The sequence below is a fragment of the Streptococcus sp. 2022WUSS135 genome (assembly GCF_044427045.1).
Classification (GTDB): Bacteria; Bacillota; Bacilli; order Lactobacillales; family Streptococcaceae; genus Streptococcus; species Streptococcus hashimotonensis.
The window spans coordinates 61,813-88,683 of the sequence record NZ_JAOTGL010000002.1 but is presented as its reverse complement, the minus strand read 5'-3'; the positions used below and the strand labels follow the sequence as shown (position 1 = coordinate 88,683).

General features: G+C 42.2%; 23 protein-coding genes and 1 tRNA gene. 18 read left to right on the top strand and 6 right to left on the bottom strand.

Features of this window, described 5'->3' with window-relative positions:
• Position 1 precedes the first annotated feature (1 nt).
• The 3 genes from ODU45_RS01580 to ODU45_RS01570 all read left to right on the top strand — a co-directional run bounded on the left by ODU45_RS01580 (position 2) and on the right by ODU45_RS01570 (position 2,296).
• Positions 2-1,090, top strand: coding sequence for a hypothetical protein (locus ODU45_RS01580; protein WP_398580633.1), 1,089 nt, complete (start codon positions 2-4; stop codon positions 1,088-1,090).
• Positions 1,091-1,354: 264 nt separating this feature from the next.
• A complete protein-coding gene (locus tag ODU45_RS01575) occupies positions 1,355-1,609 on the top strand; it encodes a hypothetical protein (RefSeq protein ID WP_398580632.1) in 255 nt (84 codons plus the stop codon).
• A gap of 12 nt (positions 1,610-1,621) precedes the next feature.
• Complete coding sequence (locus ODU45_RS01570) at positions 1,622-2,296, top strand: DUF6572 domain-containing protein (protein ID WP_398580631.1); 675 nt, start codon at positions 1,622-1,624, stop codon at positions 2,294-2,296.
• 116 nt (positions 2,297-2,412) lie between these two features.
• On the opposite strand, the gene ODU45_RS01565 is transcribed toward ODU45_RS01570, so the two are convergent.
• Together ODU45_RS01565 and ODU45_RS01560 are read right to left on the bottom strand one after the other, a co-directional pair.
• Positions 2,413-3,282: an RluA family pseudouridine synthase gene (locus ODU45_RS01565; protein ID WP_136671348.1), complete on the bottom strand. Its 870-nt coding sequence runs from the start codon at positions 3,280-3,282 to the stop codon at positions 2,413-2,415.
• Between the two features lies 1 nt (position 3,283).
• Positions 3,284-4,252 (bottom strand): NAD(P)/FAD-dependent oxidoreductase, encoded by a 969-nt coding sequence (locus ODU45_RS01560; protein WP_398580630.1) that lies wholly within the window; start codon positions 4,250-4,252, stop codon positions 3,284-3,286.
• A gap of 152 nt (positions 4,253-4,404) precedes the next feature.
• Between ODU45_RS01560 and pbp2a the strand changes: the two genes are divergently transcribed.
• The 5 genes from pbp2a to ODU45_RS01535 all read left to right on the top strand — a co-directional run bounded on the left by pbp2a (position 4,405) and on the right by ODU45_RS01535 (position 12,866).
• Positions 4,405-6,618 carry a penicillin-binding protein PBP2A gene (gene pbp2a / locus ODU45_RS01555; RefSeq protein WP_398580629.1) on the top strand — a complete coding sequence of 738 codons (2,214 nt, stop codon included), beginning with the start codon at positions 4,405-4,407 and terminating at the stop codon, positions 6,616-6,618.
• Positions 6,619-6,651: 33 nt separating this feature from the next.
• Positions 6,652-6,804: a 50S ribosomal protein L33 gene (rpmG, locus tag ODU45_RS01550; RefSeq protein ID WP_002940258.1), complete on the top strand. Its 153-nt coding sequence runs from the start codon at positions 6,652-6,654 to the stop codon at positions 6,802-6,804.
• Positions 6,805-6,813: 9 nt separating this feature from the next.
• Complete coding sequence (gene secE / locus ODU45_RS01545; protein WP_002940255.1) at positions 6,814-6,990, top strand: preprotein translocase subunit SecE; 177 nt, start codon at positions 6,814-6,816, stop codon at positions 6,988-6,990.
• Positions 6,991-7,099: 109 nt separating this feature from the next.
• The gene (nusG, locus tag ODU45_RS01540; RefSeq protein WP_002940254.1) at positions 7,100-7,639 is read left to right on the top strand and encodes a transcription termination/antitermination protein NusG; all 540 of its coding nucleotides are present in this window, start codon (positions 7,100-7,102) and stop codon (positions 7,637-7,639) included.
• A gap of 142 nt (positions 7,640-7,781) precedes the next feature.
• Positions 7,782-12,866 (top strand): S8 family serine peptidase, encoded by a 5,085-nt coding sequence (locus ODU45_RS01535; RefSeq protein WP_398580628.1) that lies wholly within the window; start codon positions 7,782-7,784, stop codon positions 12,864-12,866.
• A 42-nt stretch (positions 12,867-12,908) separates the two neighbouring features.
• Here the strand turns inward: ODU45_RS01535 and ODU45_RS01530 are convergent.
• Positions 12,909-12,979: transfer RNA gene (locus tag ODU45_RS01530), tRNA-Cys, on the bottom strand.
• Between the two features lie 300 nt (positions 12,980-13,279).
• Here ODU45_RS01530 and rpsB point away from each other — a divergent pair.
• The 7 genes from rpsB (at position 13,280) to ODU45_RS01495 (ending at position 19,984) form a co-directional block, all read left to right on the top strand.
• Positions 13,280-14,056 (top strand): 30S ribosomal protein S2, encoded by a 777-nt coding sequence (rpsB, locus tag ODU45_RS01525; protein WP_174853583.1) that lies wholly within the window; start codon positions 13,280-13,282, stop codon positions 14,054-14,056.
• Between the two features lie 278 nt (positions 14,057-14,334).
• Positions 14,335-15,375, top strand: coding sequence for a translation elongation factor Ts (tsf, locus tag ODU45_RS01520; RefSeq protein ID WP_002937816.1), 1,041 nt, complete (start codon positions 14,335-14,337; stop codon positions 15,373-15,375).
• Positions 15,376-15,484: 109 nt separating this feature from the next.
• On the top strand, positions 15,485-17,017 hold the full coding sequence (locus ODU45_RS01515) for a Cys-Gln thioester bond-forming surface protein (protein ID WP_398580627.1): 1,533 nt from the start codon (positions 15,485-15,487) through the stop codon (positions 17,015-17,017).
• Positions 17,018-17,023: 6 nt separating this feature from the next.
• Positions 17,024-17,566: a signal peptidase I gene (gene lepB / locus ODU45_RS01510; protein ID WP_079739264.1), complete on the top strand. Its 543-nt coding sequence runs from the start codon at positions 17,024-17,026 to the stop codon at positions 17,564-17,566.
• 20 nt (positions 17,567-17,586) lie between these two features.
• Positions 17,587-18,603, top strand: a complete 1,017-nt coding sequence (locus ODU45_RS01505; RefSeq protein WP_398580626.1) for a QVPTGV class sortase B protein-sorting domain-containing protein — start codon at positions 17,587-17,589, stop codon at positions 18,601-18,603.
• A gap of 16 nt (positions 18,604-18,619) precedes the next feature.
• Entirely contained in the window at positions 18,620-19,327 is a 708-nt protein-coding gene (gene srtB / locus ODU45_RS01500) for a class B sortase (RefSeq protein ID WP_029752678.1), read from the top strand.
• Between the two features lie 36 nt (positions 19,328-19,363).
• Positions 19,364-19,984, top strand: a complete 621-nt coding sequence (locus ODU45_RS01495) for a Spy0128 family protein (protein WP_398580625.1) — start codon at positions 19,364-19,366, stop codon at positions 19,982-19,984.
• A 247-nt stretch (positions 19,985-20,231) separates the two neighbouring features.
• Here the strand turns inward: ODU45_RS01495 and ODU45_RS01490 are convergent, their stop codons facing one another.
• Positions 20,232-20,570 carry a thioredoxin domain-containing protein gene (locus ODU45_RS01490; protein ID WP_105139881.1) on the bottom strand — a complete coding sequence of 113 codons (339 nt, stop codon included), beginning with the start codon at positions 20,568-20,570 and terminating at the stop codon, positions 20,232-20,234.
• A gap of 270 nt (positions 20,571-20,840) precedes the next feature.
• Here ODU45_RS01490 and ODU45_RS01485 point away from each other — a divergent pair, with 270 nt between their 5' ends.
• The 3 genes from ODU45_RS01485 to ODU45_RS01475 all read left to right on the top strand — a co-directional run bounded on the left by ODU45_RS01485 (position 20,841) and on the right by ODU45_RS01475 (position 24,818).
• Complete coding sequence (locus tag ODU45_RS01485) at positions 20,841-21,299, top strand: CtsR family transcriptional regulator (protein WP_136647325.1); 459 nt, start codon at positions 20,841-20,843, stop codon at positions 21,297-21,299.
• Between the two features lie 3 nt (positions 21,300-21,302).
• A complete protein-coding gene (locus ODU45_RS01480) occupies positions 21,303-23,756 on the top strand; it encodes an ATP-dependent Clp protease ATP-binding subunit (protein ID WP_398580624.1) in 2,454 nt (817 codons plus the stop codon).
• 582 nt (positions 23,757-24,338) lie between these two features.
• Positions 24,339-24,818, top strand: a complete 480-nt coding sequence (locus ODU45_RS01475) for an adenylyltransferase/cytidyltransferase family protein (RefSeq protein WP_398580623.1) — start codon at positions 24,339-24,341, stop codon at positions 24,816-24,818.
• A gap of 120 nt (positions 24,819-24,938) precedes the next feature.
• On the opposite strand, the gene dusB is transcribed toward ODU45_RS01475, so the two are convergent.
• A complete protein-coding gene (gene dusB, locus ODU45_RS01470) occupies positions 24,939-25,943 on the bottom strand; it encodes a tRNA dihydrouridine synthase DusB (RefSeq protein WP_398580622.1) in 1,005 nt (334 codons plus the stop codon).
• A complete protein-coding gene (hslO, locus tag ODU45_RS01465) occupies positions 25,936-26,802 on the bottom strand; it encodes an Hsp33 family molecular chaperone HslO (protein ID WP_398580621.1) in 867 nt (288 codons plus the stop codon). The genes dusB and hslO overlap by 8 nt, the downstream gene beginning before the upstream one ends.
• Positions 26,803-26,871: the final 69 nt, after the last annotated feature.

The window sequence follows — 26,871 nt, the reverse complement described above, 5'->3', positions numbered from 1 at the left end:
TATGGGAGTAAGTTTAGAATTTCTCCCATACTTCGCTCTAGGAAAAGATGAGCAGCTCTGCTATTTACCACTCCGCCAGACCGACCAGCTAACGGATAAACAAATCAAAGAGTTGGAGTCCAAGAGTGATGCGGAGTTGGTTCAGGAGTTCTATCCGACTCTGGAGTCAGACTATAGTCAAATAAAAAATAGTACCTGGCAGGAGGAGAACAAGGAAGCGCTGGGCTGGGTAGATACTGGTCTCAAATTTCTAGCAATAGCGGCACTTACAGCTGGAACTCTTATGACAGGAGGAGCCGCCCTTCCGCTTGCGCTAGCAGGTGGAGCTTACCTCGTTGCGGATGGGGCTCACTCTGCGATTACCGGCAACACCTTGATTACTGGGACTCAGTTGAACACGGAAGAGCGTATCTGGGCTGGAGCTGAGGCTGTTGTGACATTGGCTACTCTCGGTAGCTTTGCGGCAGGTCAGAGTGCCTTGCGAGCGGGTAAACAAATCCCGACCACCGTTCAGACTATTGGTAAGTTGGCTGGCTATGCGGATGAGGGTGTGGAACTTGGACAATTGGCATCTGGTATCCTTAGTGGAGACGGTACGAATGCGACCTTGAATTACATTGGAGGTAAAGCATTTGAAGGCATTGTAGAGGGCTCTGTTAAGGGACTCCAAAGCCAACTTTCTCACATTGAAGTCTCAAGCCCAAGCCAAATTCAGTTCAACGCTCGTCAGGGTCAGGACTTTGTGGACTTACAAACGGTTGAGTTTGGTAAAATCGCCAGCAAGGTCGAGAACAACATCACGATCAAGATGACGGTTGATGGCGTGGAGCAGAAAATCCGAGTTGATGCGATTGGCTTTGATGAGGCAGGTAATATCCGCATTCAGGAATACACAACTGCTCAGAATGGTTTGAAAATCAGTCGCCAGAACCTCTTGGAAGACCTGTCCAAGTACGGCGGCACCATTGTCGGATCAGGCAAGGGCGACTTTGTGGGTGGTGTTGAGATACCTAAGGGCACACGGATTGATGTCGTGTCGCAGAAGACGGGGAATGTGACGATTGGAGGAGACGGCTTCTCGCCAGAGTAGGAGAAGGTTCGCCAGAGTTTTCCGAATCCTAATTTAGAGCAGTCAATAATAGACGACATCGTCACCATTAAGGTAGATTCTGAGAACGGTGAATTTAGGCCAAATCCCGAGAATTATCTTGGTTCTGAATATATTGAAAGTCATAATGCCAGATTTGAGAATGGTGTTGCTGCGTTTGCCAGAGATACCTCTAATTTAGAACGCTTTGGCCAATTCGGGCGTGATGATGGAGCTTTTGTTTTTCCTAAAGATGTAGCAGAGGCTATGGTTAGGGAAGCAGATGGGAATCCGCGTGTTCTTGAAAAATTATTGGGGCTAGATGAAGGAAGTCTTGGTGAATACCCCATTATGATAGAACCGAGGGAGGTCTCTAATTTGAGAATTCCAAGTGGTAATGAGGGAGGCTCAAAAGATAATATACAATGGCATCCAGGTGGCTTAACCTATCCTGGAGGAGTTCCAGAAGCTGTAATAGACCCTGTGCCGACAGACGCACTAAATATAACTAAATTGTGGTGATAAGGAGGAATTATGGAACTAGTTCATATTAGTAAGAAAGATATCTTGGAAATTTACAAAGATGAAGATAAGTATATCTTAAAATATCCTACATTTAATATCACTATGCCGGAGGTTGTTAAAGAGGTTTCTAAGGAAGCGGTAGATAGTTATCTAGCCGGTGAGCATACTGGTGAAGAGTTGATGACTTATGCTAATTATGGTTTTTGGAAACCCAAAAATCATCTTACTCAAGAAGAATCAAATCGTAATTTTTTGAGGAACCATCCACAGTTGATTTTCAAAAATATTGAAAACAATCGCAGGCTTTTTTCCAAAGAGGAATTTGAAGGACTTTTGGCTAAAGCTCATGAGTTATCAAGACCAAAAGTATTATTGGAGGTAACCACCATTGATTCTCTCGGTATTGTGGATGGTCATCTTGAATTATTACTAGCAGATGGAAACGCATGGCTTCCTGATACTGAACAAGACCACTTGCTCAAACTCCAAGAAAAGCTGAACAACTACATCCACTTTATCGAAAGTAAGCAGTATGTGGACAGCTACGGGGATGACTTTACAGAAAAAGTTATCAATCTGACTTTTCAGTATGCCCCATCAGACAATGGCCTTGCTTTCCTTGTACAAGTTCAAAAAGTACTACAGCCGACAGATATTTGTTTGAAGGTTGTTGTGCCAGAGTAGAGTTTTAATTCCAGACAAGATTACCTTGTCTGGATTTTTTGGTTAGTGGAAGCATAAAAAAATTCACTGGATTAGTCCAGTGAAATAGGGATATAGAACTCTAAGGGTACAGCTATTTATTTCATGTTTTTCAAGACTTTCTCAAAACTCTCCGACCGTGCTTCTACGCTGATTTCTTCGAGTGTCAGCGGGTGCGTTAAGCTGAGTTTTTGGGCATGGAGCATGAGGCGAGGTGCTGCGACTCGACTGTAAAGAGGGTCACCGATTAGGGCGTGGCCATGATGGGACAAATGTACCCGAATCTGATGTGTCCGCCCTGTCTGAAGGCGACAGGAAACGAGACTGTTTTTGCCAAGGCTCTTCAAGAGATGGACCTGGGTCAAAGCGGCCTGTCCCTTGCGGTTGTCGACCACCCGCTTTCTGCGGTCGTGTCGGTCCCGTCCGATTTTATCAGTGATAGTCCAGTCTGTCTTTCTTAGCTGCCCTTGGCAGAGGGCCAGATAGTCACGGTAGATGACCTTGTCCTCCAAAAGCCGATTGAGAATGGGCAGGATAAAGGGATTTTTAGCAAAGAGAATGGCTCCGCTGGTTTCCATATCCAGCCTGTGGACCACATAGCAGGTCTGACCGACATAGGCAGATACATGGTTGAGCAGGGCGATTTCCGTAGGATCATTGCCGTGGGTTTTCATGCCTTCGAGCTTGTTGACGATAATCAAATGTTCATCTTGATAGAGTTCCTCCACCAAGTCTGCCTGTCCCAGAGGAATACTTTTTTCAGGATAGTCTTCCTGGTCAAAGGTCAGCTCGAGCAGGTCGCCTGCAGCAATCGGACTCTGCCAGTTTATCAGCTCACCGTTGACACGGACATGCTTCTTGGTACGGAGGAAGTGGCGGATTTTTCTAGGAATGAGAAAATAATCTTCCAAGACTTCCTTGACAGTCAGCTGGGGAAAGGCTTGGGGAATGCGAATGTTAATTTTCATCTTATAGGCTGGTTGAGTGCTTGGGTTGCACTTTTTCATTTGGATTGAGGTAGTTCATAGCATTGTTAACAGCGGTTGGGGCTTCGCCCAGTCCAGTCGCAATCAGGTCAACCTTGCCCTCGTAGAAGCAACAGTCACCGATAGCATAGATACCAGGAACAGAGGTTTCTTGCTTGCTGTTGACCACGATGCGGTGGCGATTGAGTTCCAATCCCCATTCTTTCAGCGTGCCGACAGATGATTTGAAACCGTAGTTGACAAAGAGGTGATCGAAAGACAGGCTGAGCTTGTCCTCGCTCTTAACCTTGTCAAAATGAATCTCAGAAGCTCTGCTATTTTTCCCAGAAAGCCCTTTAGGAACAAAAGGTGTGTGGATGCTGACGCTGGACTGCTTGAGCTCCTCCACGCTGTGCTCAAGGGCTCGGAAGTTGTCGCGACGGTGGACGATGTGAGTGGTCTTGGCGATTTTTTCAAAGGCCAGGGACCAATCGACCGCAGAGTCACCGCCACCCAAGACGACGATGTCCTTGTCGGCATACTGCTGGATATTGGATACGTGGTAGTGGACGTTGTCAAAGCTGTCAGCACCGTCAATCTCCAGTGGACGTGGCTTGAAGGCACCGCCACCCATAGCGATAATCAGGGTCTTGGTCTGGTGGCTACCTTTGTTAGTCGTCAGGGAAATGACCTCTCCTGGCTCAATAGCAATCAGGGTTTCATTGAGGCAGATCGTAGTGTCAAATGGAGCCAGTTGAGCGAGGAGGTTGTCGGTCAACTCCTGTCCTGTCAGGCTTGGAAAGGCGGGAATGTCTAAAATAGCCTTCTCAGGATAGAGAATGGCAGGCTGGCCACCCAGTTGGGGAAGGGAGTCAATGATTTTGACCTTAGCTTGACGGAGGTGGGCGTAGAAGGCAGCGAAGAGACCGACTGGTCCGCCACCGATGATGGTAATGTCATATACTTGTGTCATGGGAATCCTCTTCTTTGTTCAGAATGACCCTATTTTATCATATTTTTGGAAAAAATTCCCTGTCTGTTGTCACAAGTTATCGCAGGCTTTTTTCTGCTAGTTTTTACGAAATGGTGTATAATGGTACAAAATTCACTAGAAAGAGGTAAAGTATGGACGATTTGCAACATCAGCCGATTGAAGTTCCAGAAGATTTCCAAATTAATCATGAAGACCGACCTAGCCGTCGCCGCAGGGGAAATCGTGGCTCTGTTGATAAACCAAAGAAAAAATCACGTATTCCGGAGCCGATTCGTAAATTTTGGCGCCGTTACCAACTGACTAAAATTTTAATCATTTTAATGGTCCTGACAGTTCTTACAGTAGGTGGCTATCTATTTTTCCTTGCAAAGACAGCTAATGTTGGTGATTTACAGCAGGCGCTAAAAGCTACAACGATTATTTACGATAAAGATGGTGCGGAAGCTGGGACATTGTCAGGTCAGAAGGGGACCTATGTAGAGCTGGATGCTGTCTCCGATAATTTAGAGAATGCTGTCATCGCTACAGAAGATCGGAGCTTCTACGAAAATTCAGGTATTAATTACCAGCGGACCATTTTAGCGGTCTTGACCCTTGGGAAATCAGGTGGTGGCTCGACCATTACGCAGCAATTGGCAAAAAATGCCTTTCTAACTCAGGATCAGACCATCAGTCGAAAGGCTCGAGAATTCTTTTTGGCTCTGGAAATCAATAAAAAGTACAGCAAGCAAGAAATTTTGACTATGTATCTCAATAACGCCTATTTTGGGAATGGTGTTTGGGGAGTGGAAGATGCAAGCCAAAAGTACTTCGGTATTCCAGCCAGCGATCTTACTCTTGAGCAAGCGGCCGTCATTGCAGGTATGCTCAAGGGACCTGAGATTTATAATCCTTATTATTCTCTAGAAAATGCAGTTAATCGTCGGGATACAGTCCTGCAAAACATGGTCAATGCTGGTTATATTGATCAAGCGACTGCAGATGCAGGTTTCCAAGTAGACCTAGCCAGTCAGCTTTCAGATACCTATACAGGGAAACAAAGCAATTATTCCTATCCATCCTATTTTGATGCTGTGATTGCTGAGGCAATTGAGCGATACGGACTGAAAGAATCAGACATTATTAATAACGGCTATAGGATTTACACAGAGATGGATCAAAATTCTCAAGCCAGCATGCAGGTGATTTTTAATGATGAGACCATGTTCCCGACATCAAGTTTTGATGGTACCCACGCTCAGGCTGCCAGCGTAGCTCTTGATCCTACGACTGGTGGAGTCCGCGCCTTGGTTGGCCGAGTCAATAGTTCAGAGGATGCGGTCTTTCGGACCTTCAACTTTGCGACACAAGCCAAGCGCAGTCCTGGTTCAACAATCAAGCCTCTTGTTGCCTATGCTCCAGCAGTAGCGGCGGGCTGGTCGATTGATATGGCTCTGGATAACCATACAGAAACCTACGGCGATTACACCTTGCACAACTATGATTATTCGACTTCTGATACCATTCCAATGTATCAAGCTTTGGCTCTCTCTTACAATTTACCAGTAGCTTATATAGTGAACACCTTGGGGATTGACAAAGCCTTCGAGTATGGACAAAAGTTTGGGCTTGATATGGAAAATGTCGAGAAAGTTTTGGGTGTTTCAATTGGTTCTGGAGTGGAGACTAATCCTCTGCAAATGGCCCAGGCTTACGCTGCTTTTGCGAATAAGGGTGTGATGAAGGATGCCCACCTTATCACTCGTATTGAAACGGCTAGTGGAAAGGTTTTAGCAGAGCATCGAGAAACAAGTACCAAGGTGATTGACCGTTCTGTCGCAGATAAGATGACGGCAATGATGCTTGGAACCTATACCAATGGTACGGGAGTGACAGCAGATGCAGCCAATTATCATATCGCTGGGAAAACAGGAACAACCGAAACGAGTTTTGATGTCAACCTCGTCAATGACCAGTGGCATATTGCCTACACACCTGATTTGGTCATCAGTCAGTGGGTTGGTTTTGAGCAGACAGATGAAAATCATTATATAGATAGCAGTAGCTACTGGAAGGCTCCGTCGGTCTTCCAGACTGTGGCCAATTCAATCTTGCCATATACTGCAGGAACTAAGTTCGAAGTAGAAAACGCCTATGCACAAAATGGTATTGTAGAAGTAGCTCCAGATGAAGCTACGCAAACTGAATCAAGCCTTGGTCAAGAACAGGTACAAGAAATTTCAGATCAGGCGAAAAACTTGATTGAGCAAACTAAACAAAATCTAATCGATGCCAAGTTGCCAGAACGAGCAAAAACCTTGTGGGATAACATTACGTCTTGGTTTGGAGAGTTGTCAAATCCATAAAAACATGGTAGAATGAAAAGGATGGAGGGCTTTATGGCACTAAAAAAAGCAAGCCTAGCCTGTACTGTTTGTGGTTCTCGAAACTATTCAATCAGCCTTTCGAGCAATCCCAAGCCAACACGGTTAGAAGTAAATAAATTTTGTAAACACTGTGGACAATACACTGTTCACAAGGAAACCAGATAGGAGTCACGCATGAAATTTATCAAAGACATTATCCGCATTTTAAAAGATACGTCTTGGCCAACTCGTAAGCAGAGCTGGACGGATTTCGTGTCTGTAGTGGAATATACTGCCTTTTTCGTAGCGGTGGTTTACCTCTTTGACTTGATTTTGTCACGAGGAATCATGAGCTTAATCAATCTTTTCTAGAAAATACTTGCCATTTGTAAAATGGAAGTGATATAATAAGGAAAAGCGAAAGCCTTCGGGCTTTTTTTAGCGTCTAAAAATTCCGTGTTTCCAAAGAAAGGAAGTAACAATGTACGATAGTTTTGATAAAGGCTGGTTTGTTTTACAGACCTACTCAGGATATGAAAATAAAGTGAAGGAAAACTTGCTCCAACGTGCCCACACTTATAACATGTTGGAAAACATCCTTCGTGTAGAAATTCCAACTCAGACTGTTCAGGTTGAAAAGAACGGTGAGGTCAAGGAAGTAGAAGAAAACCGTTTCCCTGGTTATGTTTTGGTTGAAATGGTTATGACCGATGAAGCTTGGTTTGTGGTTCGTAACACGCCAAACGTTACAGGTTTCGTGGGTTCACACGGTAACCGTTCAAAACCAACTCCACTTTTGGAAGAAGAAATCCGTCAAATCTTGGTGTCTATGGGACAAACCGTTCAAGAATTTGATATTGATGTCAAAGTTGGCGATACTGTTCGTATCATCGATGGTGCCTTCACAGACTATACAGGTAAAATTACAGAAATCGACAACAACAAGGTTAAGATGGTTATCTCTATGTTTGGTAATGATACCATTGCAGAGGTTAACTTGAGCCAGATTGCTGAGTTGTAATAAGTTGTTAAAGCGCAGGGAAACCTGTGCTTTTTCTTGATTTTGAGGCTGACTCAAAAAAAACTTGCCAAAGATTTAAAAATTTTATAGAATTAGGTATACCTAACTTATAAATTAATCAATATTAAAAAACGGAGGTTTTATGAAACAGAAGTGGTCTCAAATTGAGAATAAACAACGCTTTAGTATCAAGAAGTTAAGTGTCGGTGTGGCATCGGTATCAATAGGATTTTTTATCACGGGTGTTCCGATGGCTCATGCAGATACTAGTGGAGAAGGATTGGAGTCTACGGTTGCGGTCACAACGGATATGGACAGCAAGCAAGATTCTGCGGTAGAGAAAAAAGAAGATGGGTCATTATCAGATGAGTCAGTTAAAACGGAGCCGGTGGATGAACCAGTTGCTGAAGAGGGAGCTGTCGAAGAAGTGGTAGATACAGAGGCGGGTGAAGAATCAGGTCTTCTCACAGATCGAGTTGCGACCGAGATAAAAACTACAGCTGGTAAGACAACAGAAGAGTCAAGGGAAAAAGAAGACATTAGCGTAAAAGAAGCTAGTGCTCCTCAAACAATCCCGCAAGAATCACAGCTTGAGTCAGAAGAGGTGACAACAGGGCGCTATATTTTACAATTTTCCGAAGAGAACCGAAATCTTGTATTGGATAAATTAAAGAAAATTGATGGCGTTAAAATTGTTCATGAGTATAAGGAGGTTTTAACGGGAGCATCTGTAGAGGTAGGGAAAGAAAGTTTGTCTGATGTGAAGGCAATTACCGAATTAACCTCTTTAGAAGAGAGTCGCCGTATCCGACCGACTCTTCATACTGCTAAACAGCTGGTTGGTGCCTTAAAAGCAAGTTCTAAATATCAGACAGATGGTCGCGGAATGGTGATTGCAGTCATTGACTCCGGTTTGGATATTAAGCACAAAGACATGAGGTTGGATGATGGTGTCATTCCTAAAATCAAGGACATTACTCCATCTACGACAGGAACATACACACTGAAAGTTCCCCATGGCTATAATTATGTATCTGGTAACGATAATCTTTACGATGATACCCACGAACCACATGGTATGCACATAGCAGGAACTCTGGCTGGAAATGCAACAGATGAAGAAGTTGCGTCTAAAAAGGGAGTTGATGGGATTGCTCCTAACGCACAACTGCTAGTCTACAAGATTTTTTCAAATGACCCTAAAAATTATAAAGCTGAGACGGAGGATGCTGCCTATGCTGCCATTGAAGATGCTATCAAACACGGGGCAGATGTCATCAGCTTGAGTGTTGGTTATTATGATAGTGGGCTGCCAGGGAACGCTTACTACACGATTGCTAAGAGGGCAGCAGAAAAGGGGATTATCATTACAGCGGCTATTGGTAATGCTGGAGCTTCTTCCTCAGACACATCTTTTGACTTGCATACAAATAATGCCTTGGGAGCTGTGGATACGGCAACAACAGTTGGCGTAGCAGCGACTCCCGCAGTTATCGCGGTTGGATCGGCGAGAAATACCCATCTTGTTCAACGCGAATTTATGCTGAATGGGCAGTCTTTTGGCTACTATCCTATTGGCTATACAACGCTTACAGAGGGAAAATATGAATTTGTAGATGCTGGAAATGGTCATTGGGAAGAAGTGCAGAGGCTTGATTTGGCTGGTAAAGTCGCGGTTATCAAAAAAGATAAGTTTGACTTGAAAGATGCTGTTCGTAATTTGAAATTCAAGGATGTTGCTGGAATTATTGTGATAAACACAGATCAGGGATGGAATAAGGATTATTATAGGACCCATCAGTTATTGGTAGATGATAAGACTTTGCTTTCCTACTCCTCTATCTGGGGAATTAGTCTTAGCGGGGAAGATGGAAGGCGATTATTAGAAGTTGCCAACCAATCGCAAGGCAACACTGGTTTGGTCCTCAGGCCTATAATTGGAATGAAGAAGTTGATTGAAGTACCGACGGTATCAGGCTTTTCTAGTTGGGGGCCTACGGTCAACTTAGAATTGAAGCCAGAGATTGTGGCACCAGGAGAGGATGTTTATGCAACCTTGAATGACAATCGTTATGGCTCCATGTCGGGGACTTCGATGGCTTCGCCAATTGTGGCGGGTGCCAGTGCACTTTTATTGCCGCGGATTCGCCAAATGACACCACCAGAAGGCATGACTAGGATGGATTTGCTGAGAATCATTTTGATGAATACTGCTACCCCTTTGGTTGATGTTCTAGATTCATCTGGGCATGCTTTGGAAAATTCTCCGAGACAACAAGGCGCTGGTCTGTTGCAGATTGATAGAGCCTTTGAAACAGATGTGATTCTTCACCACCGTCTAAAAGGAGGGGTGGAATTAAAAGAAATAGGGCGTGAGACAGAATTTGAGGTAACCTTGGAAAATCTGGGAAACCAACAAAGAAGCTTTGCTATTTCAGCTGGGAAAGTATTGACTAGTCAAGATGTTCCTGTTGATAGAATAGGACGTTCTGGAAAAGTAGTTAAAGAGATTCATGCGGCAGAAATCAGGGGTTCGAGTATTCATCTTTCTGAGCAATCCATTCAACTGGGTCCGAAAGAGAAGAAAACTATTCGTCTGAGATTGGATGCAGGAGAAGCGAAAGACCAGTTTGCAGAAGGGTATATTTACTTCAAGTCATTGACGGAAGGGCAGTCGGACATCAGTATTCCTTATTTTGGCTTTGTGGGTGACTGGTCAAAAGAAAGGATTGTTGATGCACCGGCTTGGGAAACCAGTTCTAAATTGAAACTGACCTCGGTTTTATCTAGCTATAAACACAATAAGTCTGGGCGTTATATTGAACTTGGGCGTGAAAAGATTCAAGATAATCAATCGCCTCTAAATCCAGACAATATCGCGATTCAAAACCAGCATTCGGATAGTCAGATTGGGAATGCCTTTGTTCGATTTGCGCTATTGAGGGATATTACCAACTATGATTTGGATATTGTAAAAGAAGCTACAGAAGATGCTCCTGTTTTGAGGCGGATTGATACAGGAACCATGCTGTCTCGTGTTCGCTATGTAGATTATTTTGAAAGTCTTTCGGAGTATTCCAAACTTCGTACTCCGATAGAATTGCACCGTTGGGATGGGAAAGTGTACGATGCAAGCAAGGATGAAAATATACCAGCGCCGGAAGGACAATATTTCTTTAGATTGCGGGTAAAAAATAAAGAAAATGGGGCCTATCAGTATACCTATCTGCCAGTCAAAATTGATAATCAAAAGCCAGAAATTGTCGCGATTGATACCAATCGTCTAACCAGCCATAGAGAACTGGTCGTCACAGCCAAGGATAATAATAAAGTTTGGGAGGTTCGAGCTAATCTAAATGGAGAAGATCTTCTTGTTGAAAAGGTTGTAGATGATGCAGGTCAACTACATTACCATCTCAAAGAAGTGGAACTGCCACTCGATGCTAAAAATCATCTCCGTGTTGAGGTGATGGATATAGCGGGTAATGTGGTTGCTGTTGAAAAAGACTTAGTGGTGCCTGTAATCCAGTTTAAAAATTTGGAAGATTTGACGGCAATTCGCAGTAAGAAAACTGTAGAAATTAAAGCGAACGTCTCAACGCAAGTTTCCGATGTGCAGGCTAACTTGGATGCTCAGGCTGTGAATTACTCTCTTGAGAATGGTCAACTATCTCTCCAGATTCCAGAGCAATCAGATGGACGCCATAGTTTTGAATTAATCTTGAAAGATAAGGATGGCAAGCTTATTTACACTAAAGCCTTGAATTATTTGGTAGATAATGAAAAGCCGACGATTGATCTTGATATTGATATTGAAAAAGATGAAGAGGCTGAAGAGGTTATCCATATTGGTAAAAACGGACGCTTTACATTGAAGGGGAAAGTGAGTGATAATGTTAGTCTTCCTAAGGACATCAAACTTTACTATTCCAATCTAGACATTGGTAAGGGAGAGCTGAAAATCATAGATGTAAAAGAAGACGGCAGTTTTGAGCAAGACTTCTTTAAATCTGATTTTCCTAGAGCCATCATGTTAACTGCGGTAGATGAGAAGGGCAATAAATTAAAGGACCTTCGTATCAATACAAGTCCAGAGAGTCTGGATGAGGAGGAGGAAACAGAAGTTCCGATTACTGTCAATAACTGGTTGATTGACCCGATTCGTTTCAATAAAGAAAGTCTTGGTCGTGAGCTAGATAGCGGGTTGGTCGACTTCAAAAAGCAAGAAGATGGAACTTATCTATTTACATTTGAAATAGAAGCAGAAACGAATCAAGCTCATTCTGTACGCATCAATGGTGGCGAAAAACGCTATTTTGAGGATGGTAAGTTGACCTATCCAGTTACCCTGATTGAAGAGGGAAATGTTGTGGATATAAGTGTGTACAATGAGGCAGATGAGTTGACTTACACGAAGAAATATCAGATGTTGGTTGATACAGAAAACCCTGTTTTACAGCTGGAAAATGAGGTGCTACCATTGGAAAGACAGGTAGTGGATAGTGAAGAAGATGAAGACGAGGAAAATCAGTATGCAGGAGTTCTCCTAGCAGATGCTGATGGGCACTTGACACTTACCGGAAGCGCCAAGGATAATGGAATTTATTGGTCCTTGAAGATCAACGAAGATTTTGTGGCTCGAGGAGGCTTCTGGAGGCAGTATGGAAATAATGAAAAAGCCTTTCGCTATGAGCTACATAGTCTGAAAGACGGGGATACAGTCAAACTTGATTTGAGTGACAGTTTTGGAAATGCTGTTGTGAAGAAATATAAGGTACGGTTAAATGACAAGGAGGTATCTGAGCAGGTTCCTGAAAAAGACCTTCGTGTGGAGCAATCAGATAAGGATCAAACCCCTAGCATTCCTATTCCGAAATCGGAAGTGCAGGTACCAATGCCAAAAGAAGAGGACACACTTGCTCCGCAAACAGAATCCACTGAAATCGCGCTGTTAACTGGCGATACAAGAGAAGATGGTGTGGAGCATTTGGGGAGACTTACAAAACATGAGGAGGCATTAGGAATTTCTGATGAGAGAATAGATGTGTCCGTACCTCACAGAGAACTCTTTGAAAGAAGCGGAAGAGGAGAGACAGGTGCACTAGCGGCGGATACTAGTGGGAAATTGCCTCAAACTGGGGATAGCCTTGGAAGTGTCTTTATAAGTGCCTTGTTAGGTCTATTTGGTGGAGCTATGGCCCTCGGAAATCTGAAACGAAAAGAATAGCAAAAAACCTAGGGAGATTCCTAGGTTTTTTAGAATATTAAAAGGCGGTAGACGGATTTGAACCGACGATCAAGCTTTTGCAGAGCCGTGCCTTACCACTTGGCTATACCGCCATAACAAAGAATATTGTACCTTAAATAGTGAAATTGGTCAAGTGGAAATTTCCGAATCAGCCCAATTTCCAGATTTTACGGTAGACTAGAACTTACTTTGGGAATTTACTGAATTTTGGGATGGCAGATTTTTATGAATTTCTCGGTTGTTTTACTTGAAAATAGGCAGGTATTCTGATATACTGATAAAGTTGCTGTGCAACAAATACTCATCTCGGACCAATTGTGGTCTTGTTGCCGAAAGGTTGGGCTGCAAGTCGAAGTTCGGGAGAGGAGAAAAAACAAAAAGGAGAAATACTCATGGCAGTAATTTCAATGAAACAACTTCTTGAGGCTGGTGTACACTTCGGTCACCAAACTCGTCGCTGGAATCCTAAGATGGCTAAATACATCTTCACAGAGCGTAACGGTATCCACGTTATCGATTTGCAACAAACTGTAAAATTGGCTGACCAAGCTTACGAATTTATCCGTGACGCTGCAGCAAACGACGCAGTTATCTTGTTCGTAGGTACTAAAAAACAAGCTGCTGAAGCTGTTAAAGACGAAGCTATCCGCGCTGGTCAATACTTCATCAACCACCGTTGGTTGGGTGGAACTCTTACAAACTGGGGTACAATCCAAAAACGTATCGCTCGTTTGAAAGAAATCAACCGAATGGAAGAAGATGGAACTTTCGAAGTGCTTCCTAAGAAAGAAGTAGCATTGTTGAACAAACAACGTGCTCGTCTTGAAAAATTCTTGGGCGGTATTGCTGACATGCCACGCATTCCAGACGTAATGTTCGTAGTTGACCCACACAAAGAGCAAATCGCTGTTAAAGAAGCTAAAAAATTGGGTATCCCAGTTGTAGCGATGGTTGACACAAACACAGATCCAGATGATATCGATGTTATCATCCCAGCTAACGATGACGCTATCCGCGCTGTTAAATTGATCACAGCTAAAATGGCTGACGCTATCATCGAAGGCAACCAAGGTGAAGACAGCGTAGCAGCAGTTGAAGCTGAATTGGCAGCTGAGGCAGCATCTACAGAATCAATCGAAGAATTGGTTGAAGTTGTAGAAGGAAAATAATAAGTAACGAAGGCGTTAAGAAATCTGTATGAAAATAGGAAACTGACGCAGTATGCTTGCATACAAGGAAGTTTATCTTTTTCACTAAGATTTTAGCCTGAGTACAATTGAATAAGTAATGAAGGCGTTAAGAGAAGCGTTAGATTTATCTAAATTCTAGCTTTTTAGTCCGAGTACATTCTACATTATTTATCAAATTATCAAACATAAAAACAATCCTAGAGGGGCAGGGCTGAGCCCGCTCCTCTATTTTATAAATACAAACAAGGAGAATAGACATGGCAGAAATTACAGCAGCTCTCGTTAAAGAATTGCGTGAAAAATCAGGTGCAGGCGTTATGGACGCGAAAAAAGCATTGGTTGAAACTGAAGGTGATATCGAAAAAGCGATTGAATTGCTTCGCGAAAAAGGTATGGCTAAGGCAGCTAAGAAAGCTGACCGTGTAGCAGCTGAAGGTTTGACTGGTGTTTACGTTGATGGTAACGTAGCAGCAGTTGTTGAAGTGAACGCTGAAACAGACTTCGTTGCGAAAAACGCTCAATTCGTTGAATTGGTAAACACTACTGCTAAAGTAATTGCAGAAGGCAAACCAGCTGACAACGAAGCAGCTCTTAAATTGGCTATGCCTTCAGGTGAAACCCTTGAAGAAGCATACGTAAACGCAACTGCAACAATCGGTGAGAAAATCTCATTCCGTCGCTTTGCTTTAGTTGAAAAAACAGATGCTCAAGCATTTGGTGCATACCAACACAATGGCGGTCGTATCGGTGTTATCTCAGTTGTTGAAGGTGGCGACGAAACTCTTGCAAAACAAATCTCAATGCACATCGCTGCGATGAAACCAACTGTTCTTTCTTACACTGAATTGGATGAGCAATTCGTTAAAGATGAGTTGGCACAAATCAACCACAAAATCGAACAAGACAACGAAAGCCGTGCAATGGTTGACAAACCAGCATTACCATTGTTGAAATACGGTTCAAAAGCTCAATTGACTGACGAAGTGATTGCAGCAGCTGAAGAAGCTATCAAAGCGGAATTGGCAGCAGAAGGCAAACCAGAAAAAATCTGGGACAAAATCATCCCAGGTAAAATGGATCGCTTCTTGCTTGACAACACTCAAGTTGACCAAGCTTACACACTTCTTGCACAAGTTTACATCATGGACGACAGCAAAACAGTTGAAGCTTACTTGAACTCAGTGAACGCTTCAGTTGTAGAATTTGCTCGTTTCGAAGTGGGTGAAGGTATCGAGAAAGCTTCAAACGACTTTGAAGCAGAAGTTGCAGCTACAATGGCAGCAGCTCTTGGTAAATAACCTCCAATTGTTTGAATAAGATTTTAAACTAGTACTTCCTTCCTATAGCTCCAAATAAATAGTGCTAGAGGAAGGAAGTATTAGCGTTATAAAAAAACACGGAGGATATATGAAAAATATTCATAAATTTAGTCTACTCTTTGTGTTCATTTTGTTTTGTTCTGTATTTGGTTGGAAGCAAAATAAGGTGATAGCAGAAGAAGTAGGAACTCAGGTTATTATCCGAAAGTATGCGGAAGGCGACTACTCTAAACTGTTAGAGGGGGCAACTTTAAAATTAACTCAAACAGCAGGCAGTGGCTTCGAAGAAAGAACTTTTGTAAGTAATGCCACAGGAGAGCAAGTAAAGTTACCGGATGGTACTTATGTGCTGACTGAGGTGAGTCCGCCTCAAGGTTATGGAATAGCAGAACCTATAACTTTTAAAGTACAGAACGGCAAGGTTCAAGTTCAGAAAAATGGTCAATTTGTCGATAACCCTTATAAAGAGAATGGGACTCCTTTTTCGGCTATTGCGTACAATGACTATTATTTTGAAGAAAATTTAGATACAAAAAATTATGCAAAATTTTATTATGCCAAAAACGCGGATGGAACTCCTCAGGTTGTTTACTGTTTTAATGCAGATTTGCATTCGCCTCCGGATTCTTATGATAATGGGGATACTATCGAACCTGATGTAGCAACACTTAGTGAAGTTAAGTTCACGCATATTAAAGGGAATGATTTATTAAAATATGCAGTTTCTCCACGAACTACTGATCCTAATGTATTTTTGACATGGATAAAAAAAGTTATTCACAAAGGCTACAAAGGGACAAACGATAATCTTCCTCAAGACCTGACAGCAACACAATTCCGTGCAGCAACACAGTTAGCAATCTACCATTTTACAGACAGTGCAGATGTAGATAAATGGAAGAGCGAAGATACTCATGGATTTGGTGATATGAATGATGCTACATTGAAAGTAACAAAAGCGTTGATTGAGTATGCTAAAAATAATGAGAGTGCAGATGGGTTGCCGGATTTAGATTTTTTTGTTCCAAGTAATAACGGCTATCAGTCGCTCATCGGTACGCAGTATCATCCAGATGCATTGGTTGATGTGATTCGAATGGAAGACAAAAAAGGAGTTGTTGTACCTACGACGCACAAGTTGCAAATTTCTAAAAAGGTTACAGGGACAGCTTCGGATAAGTCAAAAGACTTCTATTTTGAAGTAGAGTTGAAAGATGCAGACGGTAAACCATTATCAGGAGAATTTAAAGTCAAAATAAAAGGAAGTGAAGGAGATGCCGAAAAATCATTGGAAAATGGTCGAGTCTCCTTCCCGTTGAGAGATAATGATACTGCTGAGATTTTAAATATTCCAACAAATTACACATATACTATAAAAGAATCTGCATATGATGATTACAAAACAACAATCAGTGTTGATTCAGAGTCAGAACAACTTGTTGGAACAAAAGAGATTACAAGGAACACTGTTTCCACAGATGTTGCTGTGATGTTTGAAAATAATAAAGAAATTGTTGTACCGACAGGAATTTCTGATAATTCCAATATATATCAAATGATGCTTAGTCTGGCTGTGGTAGCCATTGTATCGACCATATTTGTCAGCTTTAAAAGAAAATAAAAACGTATGGGTAAAAGAAGGAATAATCCTATTCAAAAAGATGATAAAAATCAGTCGCGAGAAGGTAGACAAGGATTGAAAAAATTTATTACTAAGTGTGCTGTAATAGCAGGGATAGGATACATTTTTCTAAACTTTGTCGTAGGAGTGATTTTTGTAAAAAATATTCACATGTTTCCAAATTTAAAAGTTGGTGATTTGGCAATATATTCAAGAATTTATGACAATATAAAAATTAATGATGTTGTTGTTTATCAAGAAGAAGATTACGAACGTGTAGGACGTGTAGTCGCACAGTCAGGTGATATTGTTGATATTACAGATAAGGGAGAATTGATGGTGAATGGTCATATTCGCGAAGAAGAGCTTCCCTATCAAACTTCAGCCCATTCAAGTGGTGTTAGCTATCCCTATGAAATTCCTGCGGGAAGCTACTTTGTTCTGTATGATTTTAGAAAAGAACAAACGGATAGTCGATTTATTGGAGCAATTCCTATAAACAAAATAAAAGGAGTTGTGACTACACTCATCAGAGTGAGAGATATTTAAAAATAGAAGGAGAATATAAAATGAAGAAGTATAGTTTTTTAGTATCAGGTTTGGCATTGATGATGCTTGCTACAGGAACGGTTAAGGCGGAGGAGACTCCAGTAGTGAATGGTTCGTCATTACGGGTGACTAAGTCATTTGAGTTGACAGAGGGTGTTTTGTCACCAGCTACAGATTTTACTTTTTCTATCACTCCACAGAATGTAGCTGATTCAACTGAAACAAAAGATGGCTTAACGGTGTATTCAGGTATTGTAAATGATATGGTAACTCAGAAAACTATTTTATACTCTAATACTGATACTATGGAAACTAAAGATAAAACTACAGATTTTGATTTTTCTGGCGTGAATTATCCAAAACCAGGGGTGTATCGTTATTTAGTGACAGAAACTTCTGGAAATACTCCAGGTGTAACTTACTCTACTAAGAAATATGTAGTTGATGTTTATGCCTTGGATGAAGCTGGTACAATCAAGCCGAAATATATTGTGTCACGTCAAGAAGGCGGTGAAGCTAAGGAACCAATTAAGTTTGATAACGCTTTGAAAACAACGTCATTAACAGTAAAAAAATCTGTTACAGGTAATGCTGGTGATAAGAATAAAGAGTTTGGATTCACTATTACTTTGAAAGCAGATGACCACTATAAAAATGGCTCTAAAATTTTTGCTAAGGTCAATGATAAAACTGGTACAAGTACAGATAAAGAACTTTCAATGGGAGCGAATCAATTTACATTGAAAGATGGTGAGTCGTTGAGTATTGATAAGTTGCCAATTGGTATCACATATAAGGTTGAAGAAAATAAGTTGGAAGATTATAAAGTAAGTGCAGAACTTACAGAAAATAATCAAGCTAAGACTTATAACTTTACTGAACAAATTTCAGATGAAACTCCGGATACAATCGTTGTAACAAATAATAAAAACATTAATACACCGACAGGTGTTGCGATGGCAATTGCTCCATATGCTGTTATGACACTAGTTGGTATCGGTGGAGTTCTATACTTTGTTAAAAATAAAAAAGCTTAATCAATGCTAATGTTATATGTATGCCTTAATTAAGTGGTTAAACTGGATAATTGATAGATGTTTGTTACTGTTCTGTTTTCTAATTTTGGGACTCGCTTTGTTAGGTTTGTATAGTAATTATTTTCTATATCATAATGCAAGCGCAGCTAATTACCAAAGTTATAAAGAGAATGAAATTGATTTTGAAAAGCTTCTACACTTAAATTCTGAAGTAATAGGATGGTTAGAAGTAAAGGGAACAAATATTGATTATCCTCTTGTTCAAGGAAAAACAAACTTAGACTATATTAATAAGTCAGTAGAGGGAGAATATTCCCTCTCTGGCAGTGTTTTCCTTGATCATCGTAATCAATCTAGCTTTAATGATGTTTATTCCATTATCTATGCCCACCATATGGCAGGAGATGTCATGTTTGGGGAATTGCCAAAGTTTTGTAACGCAGATTATTTTAAAGATCATAAAACTGCGACACTTTTTCTCCCAGATGGTTCTTCTAAAACAATATCATTTTTTGCATGTGTGAAGACAGATGCTTTTGATGAAATGATGTTTAATCCGACTGGAATTGATGAACAGAGGTTTGAGAATTTACTAGCTCATATAAAAACGAAATCAGTTCAATATCGAGATTTAAAGATGACGAAACAAAATAGATTAGTTGCGTTGTCGACTTGTGAAGATACAGAAACAGATGGTAGAATATTGGTTTTAGGGATAATTTAAAGCATTTGATATTAGTATAGAATAATGGAGCTATATATGAAGAAAATATTCACTCTGTTACTTGTTTTTTTAGGGATAGTTTTAGGAACAAGTCATGTGGTCAATGCAGTTTCTGCTGAACAATCCGTTGTTACTGAAATTGTTTTCAAAAACCAGTTAGTGACTCAGAATGGAAAACCCCTCCCTAATGGAAAGTTTACTTTTATTTTGACTCCAGAAGATCCTAGCTTTCCCCTGCCTAAAGAAGGGACAAAAGTAACAGTTGACGGAGAAAAAGAGGGACGTTTTTCAAATTTAACCTATACAACACCTGGTAAGTACACATATATACTTTCTCAGGAAGATAATGGTTTAGAAGGTTATATTTTTGACCAGACAAAATATCGAGTTACTGTTCTTGTTTCAGTGGATGAAGTGACAGCTCAATTACGTACATCAATAGTTGCTTCAGAAATGAATCAAGATAAGAAAACTGAACTTCTCTTTAAAACTATTTATACCTCTGAAGAAAATAAAGTTGCTGACAACAAAAAAGTTGCTAACAACATAAAAGTCTTGCCTCAAACAGGAGAAAAAACTACTAAAGAGATTTTCTTATTGGGTGTAATGCTTATTGTTTTATCTATTGGTTTAATAGTATATAAGAGAGCATTTTAAGTTATATTGTGATGTAATCAAGTTGTAATAAAGATGGTAAAAGTTTTGGCTTTTTGGTCGATGCTTCAAACCAAAATAAAGTCGTTAGAATTGTACTTCTAATGACTTTTTCTTTTTTGTAAAATCGGTCTTAGGGCGGATGTCGGATATATTTGGTTAGGTTATACTAGTATCAATCCTAAATATTTTTCATAATCTCCTTAAAAAGCACCGGTCTTGTGGTCGGTGCTTTTTTGTCTGTTATGTATTAGTCCTCAATAAAAGCCACAATTTCTTCTTCCGTCATGCTGGAATCGCAGCGGACTTGGACGCCGTTTGCTTTTGCGACGAGGAGGCCTGGTACGGTAGGAACTCGGTAGTGGTCGCGGAGGGCCTGGAGTTCAGGGCTGACTTGGCTGGAGTCGAGGAAGTGGACGGTCACTTGCTTGTCTTGGGCGACCTTGTGGAGTTTTGGCGCAAAGCGGTTGCAGTAAGGGCAGGTTGCTCGTCCGATGAAGAGAACAGCCCCCTCTTTTGCAGCTAGAAGGTTCTGTGCCTGCTCCACAGTCACACTTGTAAAGTCTTGAATGTAATCTTGAAAGTTCATGGTATAAGATCTAAAGGGCCTTAAGCGGACACGGAAAAAATAGGAAACAGAACGACGACTAGTTCTCGTTTATCTTTTTGGCCTAGTCCGTAGCCCGTATTCAGTTCAACTAAATACGGAAGCCCTAGTCCTTTCTGTTTTTTTCTTTTATTATAGGATAAAGCAGAGCAGATTTCAAAATTCTGCTACGCTAGTTGCTAGGCTTTTGCTTTCAAAATTCGTCATTTTAAGGTATAATGGTCAAAGATAGTCAAAGAAAGAGGCGATACTATGGCGATGAAAAATACATCGGATTATATAGAAGAGCATATCAAAGCCATCTTGGACCAAGTCAGTGTAGCTGAGTTGCGTCGAAGTGAATTGGCCAGTCGGTTTGAAGTGGTGCCAAGTCAGATTAACTACGTCATTAAAACCCGTTTTACAGCCAGCCGTGGCTATATTGTTGAGAGTAAGCGTGGTGGTGGTGGTTATATCCGAATTGGGCGGATTACCTTTTCGGATAAGCACGAACTGGTCCATGATTTGTTAAACAATATGGGTGAGCAGTTGTCTGCGACGGTTTATGCGGATATTTTACAGCTCCTTTTTGATGAAGGATTGATGACAGAACGAGAAGGCAATCTCTTTTTGTCCACAGGAACTGATGAAATATTAGGGAAAGATGCAAGTGCTATTCGAGCACGCATGATGCGTCAAATACTACGACGTTTAGATAGGAAAGAGGATTAATTTATGAAAATTTCAACTGGTTTACAAAGTGTTTTTGAAGATGCCCAGTTGGTCGCACAACGTTATGCTTGTGAATACTTGGAAACATGGCATGTTCTCTTGTCTTTCGTTATCAACCATGATACAGTCGCCGGCGCTGTTTTGGCAGAATATCCTATTTCAATTTCTGACTATGAACATGCAACTTTTGTTGTGACCGACAAGGTCTATCGTGAAGAGTTGGATAGTTTTCGTATTTTACCATCTTCTAAACGTTTGGATGAAACGGCTAGTTTTGCCAAGAAAATTGCAGAAGTCGTCAAGGCTAAGGAGCTGGGAACGGAACATTTGTTTATGGCTATGTTGTTGGACAAGCGGTCAACAGCTAGTCAGATTTTGGACAAGGTAGGTTTTTATTTTGAAGACTCAGATGATAAGTTTCGTTTCTTGGACTTGCGTAAAAACTTGGAGGCACGTGCGGGGTTTACCAAAGAGGACCTTAAAGCTATCCGCAGTGTGATGAAGGGTGGCAAAGCCAAACCTACTAATATGGGACAGATGATGGGAATGCCCCCAGCACCTCAAAGTGGTGGATTAGAAGACTACACTCGTGATTTGACAGCTTTGGCGCGTGAAGGGAAGATTGAACCTGTCATCGGTCGAGACGCTGAGATTGCACGGATGATCCAAATTCTATCACGTAAAACCAAGAACAACCCAGTTCTAGTTGGTGATGCAGGTGTCGGAAAAACTGCGCTTGCTTTGGGTCTTGCTCAACGTGTTGCTGCAGGTGATGTCCCTGTCAGCTTGGCTAAGATGCGGGTTTTGGAACTTGACTTGATGAATGTTATCGCTGGAACTCGTTTCCGTGGTGATTTCGAAGAGCGGATGAATAATATTATCAACGACATCGAGGAAGATGGTCAGGTCATCCTCTTCATTGATGAGTTGCATACCATTATGGGTTCTGGCTCGGGGATTGATTCGACCTTGGATGCAGCCAATATCCTCAAACCAGCTCTTGCTCGTGGCACCCTCCGTACAGTCGGAGCGACGACTCAGACAGAGTACCAAAAGCATATTGAGAAAGACGCAGCCCTGGTTCGTCGTTTTGCCAAAGTGACCATTGAAGAGCCGACAGTGGAAGATAGCATTGCCATTTTGACTGGTTTAAAAGGTACTTTTGAGAAATACCACAGGGTCCGTATTGGAAATACGGCTGTAGAGACTGCTGTGACCTACGCTAAGCGGTATTTGACTAGTAAAAACCTGCCAGATTCTGCCATTGATTTGATGGATGAAGCCAGTGCAACGGTACAAAATCGAGTGAAAGGGCAGGCTGAGGAAACAGGACTGACGAGTATTGACAAGGCCTTGATGGATAAAAAATATAAGACTGTCAGCAAGCTTTTGATTAAAACGAAAGAAGATGCCGAGGCTAGTCAAAACTATGACCTTGAAGTAACAGAAGAAGATGTTTTAGAAACACTTAGCCGCTTATCAGGTATCCCAGTAGCCAAGCTTAGCCAATCAGATACTAAGAAGTATCTGAATCTGGAAGCAGAATTGCACAAGCGTGTGATTGGGCAGGAAGAAGCTATTTCTGCAGTTAGCAGAGCTATTCGCCGTAATCAGTCAGGGATTCGTACAGGTCGCAGACCGATTGGTTCCTTTATGTTCTTGGGACCAACTGGTGTCGGTAAGACAGAACTTGCTAAAGCCTTGGCAGAAGTTCTCTTTGATGACGAATCTGCTCTTATCCGTTTTGATATGTCTGAATACATGGAGAAATTCGCAGCCAGCCGTTTAAACGGTGCCCCTCCGGGCTATGTGGGCTATGAGGAAGGTGGCGAATTGACGGAAAAAGTTCGTAACAAACCTTATTCTGTTCTTCTTTTTGATGAGGTTGAAAAGGCTCATCCAGATATTTTCAATGTTCTTTTGCAGGTCTTGGATGATGGTGTTCTGACAGACAGTAAGGGACGTAAGGTTGATTTCTCAAATACCATTATTATCATGACGTCAAACCTTGGAGCAACAGCCCTTCGTGATGATAAGACAGTTGGTTTTGGTGCCCTTGATTTATCTAAGGACCACAAGGAAGTGGAGAAACGCATTTTTGAGGAATTGAAAAAAGCCTATCGTCCAGAATTTATCAACCGTATTGACGAGAAAGTTGTCTTCCATAGCTTGACTGAGTCCCATATGCAGGATGTTGTTAAAGTCATGGTTAAACCATTGTTGGCTGTAACAGCTGAGAAAGGAATTGCCCTTAAACTTCAACCATCAGCCCTTAAGTTATTGGCTAAACAAGGTTATGACCCAGAAATGGGAGCTCGTCCTCTTCGTAGACTCTTACAAACCAAATTGGAAGATCCGTTGGCAGAAATGTTACTCCGTGGTGACTTGGCTACTGGTTCGACCTTGAAGGTTGGGGTCAAGGGCGAAGAACTCAAGTTTGGTGTGGTAAAGGGATAAGGAGTGCTTGTTGTTGCTATCCTTTCCAGATGCAGAATTGTTCTTCCGTTTTGAAAAAAGGATAAAATAGGGAGTGAGAAAGAACTCGACTAGTCTAAAAAAGAGTTCCCCTCACCTCCAAACAGTAGGTTCGGGCTAAAATGGGAGTGGGAAAGAACTCAACCATTCATAGAAGAGTTCGTTTTCCCACCCCCGCACAGTTGATTAGGTTAGATTTGGAGTGTAAAACACGAACAAATCTGCCAATCAACCACTGCGCTGAGATGTTGACACTAACTTTGAGAAGCGGTGCTGGGCTTTTTGCCCAGCCTCAATTTACTCCCACCCCCGCACAGCTCACAAGGTTCAGTGAACCTTGTGAGGTTGGAAATGAAGCGAACTCTGTTCGCATCAGTCGTAGTGGTCAGATTTGGAGTGTAAAACACGAATTGATGAGATTTGCTTTGCAAATCTTATCTCCAACCTTTAACAGTCCACTGGACTGTTAAACCCAATCAACCACTGCGCTAAGATGTTGACACGAACTCTGAGAAGAGGTGCTGGGCTTCTTGCTCGCCTCTTTAGCAAGTAGAAAGGAAATCTATGAATCAAACCATAGCTGTTGTTTTCGGAACCTTTGCTCCCATGCACAAGGGACATTTGGATTTGATCGAGCGAGCAAAGTTGGCCTGTGGTCAGGTTTATATTGTGGTGTCAGGGTATGACAAGGACCGTGGGGATTTGATTGGTTTAGATTTGACCAAACGATTTCAATTTGCTCAAGAGCAGTTTAAGGGAGATGATTTGGTCAGAGTTTGTGCCTTGGATGAAACAGACTTACCTCCCTATCCAAATGGCTGGGACCTTTGGTTAGACCGCTTGCTTGGTTTATTGGATTTGTCTGAACATCAGGTGCCAGTCTTCTATGTGTCTGAGGAAGAATACGCTCAGGAACTGCAAAGTCGAGGCTATCAAGCTCATTATAGTCCTAGAAAATTTGGTATTTCAGGGACCCTCATTCGCGAGAGTCCAGAGAAGTATCGAGACTACATTGCCCCTGCCTTTGTTGACTTTTTTTGCTGAGCAGGAATAATGTAATCATACAGAAAAAACGCATAAAATCGGGTTATAACCCTGGGTTTATGCGTTTTTGTATCGGATTAATGTTAGTGAATGCCACTCTATTCAGATTTTCATTGAGTATTACTTAGTGATCCGTTCTTGATAGGCTTCTCTGGCTTGGTCAAAGAGTTCTTGGACCTGCTCAATGGTTTCTGCCTTGGCAACGGCACCACGGATCTTAGCAGCACCTGCTGAACCACGGAGGTAGTGAGGGGCAAGACCACGGAATTCACGTACGGCAATGGATTCGCCTTTGAGATTGGTCAATCGGGTTAGGTGGTCGAAGGCGACATTGAGTTTGTCATCGAAGGAGAGGTCGGGCAGGACTTCTCCTGTTTCAAGATAGTGGTTGATTTGGTTGAAGATGTAAGGATTTCCCATAGCAGTTCGTCCGACCATGACGGCATCAGCTCCGACTTCCTCGATTCGCTGGCGGGCATCTTCTACAGTACGGATGTCACCATTTGCGATGAAGGGAATCTTGGTTAGGCTGCCAGCCACCTTAGTCAAGGTTTCCAGGTCAACGGTTCCTGTGTACATCTGCTCGCGGGTCCGTCCGTGCATGGCTAGGGCAGCCACACCGGCACTTTCTGCGGCCAGGGCATTTTCGACCGCTAGGTCGGTATTGTTCCAACCGGTCCGCATTTTAACAGTCAAGGGAATATCAAGTACCGAGGTCACTTCCTTGATGATGTGGTAAATCTTGTCGGGGTCCTTGAGCCACTTGGCACCAGCTTCGTTTTTAACGACCTTGTTGACAGGGCAGCCCATGTTAATATCTACGATATTAGCTTTGGTGTGGGTTTGGATGAAGTCGGCAGCCCGTTTTAGTCCTTCGGCATCGCCGCCGAAAAGCTGGATGGACATAGGGTATTCGTTGTCGTCGATATGGAGCATGTGGAGGGTCTTCTCGTTGTTGTAGAGAAGGCCTTTTTCAGAAATCATTTCCATAACGACCAGACCAGCGCCCATTTCCTTGGCAATGGTGCGGAAGGCCGAGTTGGTCACGCCAGCCATTGGGGCCAGCACGCAGCGATTGGGGATTTCCACATCACCAATCATGAAAGGGGTGTTGAGATTAGCCATTGATGAGTTCCTCCAAATCGTTTTCGTCAAAGTGGTAATGGGTCTGGCAGAATTGACAGGTGATGTCCACGCCCTTGTCCTCGTCTTTCATCTCTTGCAGGTCCGTTTTTGGCAGGCTGGCCAGAGCATCGAGGAAGCGGTCTTTAGAGCAGTCGCAGACAAAGCCGATTTCCTCTTCTGACAGGCGTTTGAAGTCGTCGTCGCCATAAATGGCGGATAGCAGAGCTTCTATGTGGTTTTCAGAAGCCAGCAAGCTCGAAATGGCAGGCATTTCTTGGATGCGTTTCTCGAAACGGGCAATTTCAGCCTCGGTTGCACCTGGTAAAACTTGGAGCAAGAATCCGCCAGCCACCTTGACCTTATCTTCTTCGTCTAATAACACGTTCAATCCCACTGCAGAAGGCGTTTGCTGGCTGTCTGTTAGGAAGTAGGCAAAGTCTTCACCGATCTCACCAGAAATCAAGGGTGTCATGGAATTGTAGGGGTGACCTGTTCCGTAGTCTGTGATAACCAGGAATTGACCATTGCCCACAAGAGGCCCAACGATGACTTCGCCAGTTGAGGTTCGTTTGTAGTCCAAGTCTGGATTTTGAATGTAGCCCTTGATCTGACCTTTGGTATTGGCAACGGAGATGATAGCCCCAACAGCACCGCTAGCCAAGATTTTCAGGGTGATTTTTGCATCGCCTTTTTCATTGGCAGCCAAAATTTGATTGGCAATGAGAGTGCGGCCCAGAGCAACGGTGGATGACGCCATAGTATCGTGTTTTTCTTGGGCTGTTTTTACGGTTTCTGTGCTATCTAGCACAAAGGCACGGAAATGCCCGCTTTTTGATAGTGTTTTAATAATTTTATCCATAACTTTAATTATAGCACAAGTGGAGGTGGAGCAGTGGAAAAATGAGCCTGAAAGTCATGCTTTCAAGCT